This window comes from Herbaspirillum lusitanum P6-12, assembly GCF_000256565.1.
Taxonomy (GTDB): domain Bacteria; phylum Pseudomonadota; class Gammaproteobacteria; order Burkholderiales; family Burkholderiaceae_D; genus Herbaspirillum; species Herbaspirillum lusitanum.
This window is the reverse complement of sequence record NZ_AJHH01000518.1, coordinates 1-2,332: the sequence shown is the minus strand read 5'-3', so window position 1 is coordinate 2,332 and position 2,332 is coordinate 1. Positions and strand designations below refer to the sequence as shown.

The following is a 2,332-nucleotide window of genomic DNA, read 5'->3' as shown; positions in this document are numbered from 1 at the left end:
TCGGCGATGCGTCCCGCAAACGGCGCCGCGATCTGGCATTTTCCGATCAGCGTGCGGTTGGCGTTGACTTCGGCCTGCGCCTTGAGCATCTCGGCTTTGGAGATGTCGAGTTCCATTTTCCCGACCGAGTTGAGCTCGGCCAGTTTTTGATTGCCGTGCCACGCGGTATCGGCCGCCATCAGCGCGGCATTAGCCTTGGCAAGTTGCGCCTGCTGAAGCATGCAGTCGAACTGCACAAGTAGCTGCCCCTGTTTGAAGGCCGCGCCTTCGGTCAGCGGCAGGCGATTGATCTTGGCACCGACTTCCGCAGCCAAGGTGGTGTAACGGCGTGGAGACAACTGCGCGCGGATTTCCCGATTTTCCAGCGCGGTGCCGGTGGCGGCCTGCGGCGCAGCAGCAAACGCGGAGACCGAACATGCCGCCACGCAGGCCAACAGGCAGAGGGCACGCGGACTGGCTGAAGCCCGCATCATGGACGGCTTCCGGATTCAGGCAAGACGCCCTGATCCCAGGTTTGCAAGGACTTACCGATGGCGGCGGTCAGGGTGCTTAGGGGCATGTCGGCAGTCGCCTCTACGGTGGGTTCCATCCCCAGCGTGGCTTGCAGGCGAGATGCTGCCGCCTGCGCATTGGACAAGGCCTGGTAGCGGCGCAACTGCGACAGCACTGCGGTGCTTTGCTGCGAGATTCTGTCCAGCGCCGACTGCTTTTGCGCGCTGGCCTGATTCGCGACATGTTGCGCAAGACGCACGTCGACCTGGGCGATGGCGTCCGATCGTTCATACTGGCGCGCGGTGTTGGCATATTGCAGCCGCGCGATGTGCAGCTGGCTTAACACCGCCATCTGTATCGCCATGCGACGCCGATCGGCCAGCGCCACGCCGGCATCGGCCAGGCGCATCTGCGCCGGCGCCGACAGCAGCCCCAGCAGATTGAACGAGATCTGCGCGCCGGCCTCGGTCCAGTTCTGATGGATCAGGTAGTCGTCGTCGCTGCGCTTGTAGCCGTAGTTGAACGACAAGCCGGGGAAGAACTTGAGCAGCGTGCGCCGGGTTTCCTTTTGCGCGATGCGGGCGTTGTAGATCCCCTCGCGCAAATCGGGATTGCGCAGCAAGGCCACTTCTTCCATCTTGTCCATCGGTTGGCTCAGCCAGGCGGTGTTGATGTCCGTGGTTTCTTCCACCACGGTGTAGTCGGTGGCCAGCGGCAATGCGGTCAAGGTGGCGAGTTCAATACGCGCCGTCGACAGTTCCTGCTCGATGGTTTCCAGCAGACGCAGGTTTTCCAGCAACTGGCGCTGGTAGCGCAGCGGCTCCAGCGGCGAACGAATGCGGTCGTCTTCGGCTTTGCGCGCGTCCTTGAGCGCCTGCTCCGATTCGGTGATGGTGGCGCGCAAGGCCGGCATCAGTTTTTGTGCAGCGACCACGCGCCAATAGGCGGTGCGAACATCGAGGATCAGATTGTGCAGCGCCTTGCGCCGGCGCTCGCCGGCAATCAGCACGCGGTCGGCGTTCTGGCGGGCGGCGTAATAACTCTGGCCGAAGTCGAGCAGGCTCCAGGAAATCCCGACTTCGCTGGTGATCGCCGTGCGGCTGGAAGAAATATAGGGATTGGCCAGGGACGGACGGCCGGTGACGGAATCGGTGCTGCGGGTAATCAGATCATTGTTGCGGTTGCGGTAACCGGCCGAGGCGATCAGCTTGGGCAGCATGTCGAACTGGCCGGCTTCGAAGCTACCCATGGCGACTGCTTCCTCCATCGCCCGATAGCGACGATCAGCATTGTATTTGAGGGCGCGGGCAATCGCTTCGTTCAAGGTCAGCGGACCGGTCAGCGGCTCGACGTCGCGCGTCAGCACAGCCTTGTCCTCGGTCAACGTGGCCTGGATTTCCGCCGTCGACAGTCGCGCCGACTCGACATCGAACGTTGAACAACCGCTGAGGATCACCACGCTGATGGCGCCGGCTATTGTCGTTTTTAACAAAGACGCGCGATTGAATCTTGCGACGAAAACAGAGCGTCCACATACATGCTGCATACCATCTCCCAGTTTGGCATCATCAACAAACCATGTGCTGCTTGTGCCGATTTTTTGAATTTTACTGATCATCGCCCGCAGGTAATTTGCGGGGAAAACGCGAGGAGTATATGAATTTCAACCGTGTTTGTCTGTACTACAAACGTAGTACAGACGGAGGTCGTGTTTAAGAAAATGCAGAGTGAATTTCCCCTGTCGCCCGCTCCCCATACCGCTTATCGCCGCGATCCGTTCGACGCGCATTATCGCAGGAGGAACGGGCCGTAGTTGACCGCATGTCTCACTTTTTTAAAA

The 2,332-nt window shown here is 60.5% G+C and carries 2 protein-coding genes; both read right to left on the bottom strand.

Annotation, left to right across the window (positions count from 1 at the left end; all coding sequences use genetic code 11):
* Positions 1-473: efflux RND transporter periplasmic adaptor subunit (locus tag HLUSI_RS0117370; RefSeq protein ID WP_016835174.1), on the bottom strand; the 473-nt coding region annotated here is incomplete at its 3' end.
* Positions 470-1,984, bottom strand: a complete 1,515-nt coding sequence (locus tag HLUSI_RS0117365) for a TolC family protein (protein WP_238534027.1) — start codon at positions 1,982-1,984, stop codon at positions 470-472. The genes HLUSI_RS0117365 and HLUSI_RS0117370, both read right to left, overlap by 4 nt.
* Positions 1,985-2,332: the final 348 nt, after the last annotated feature.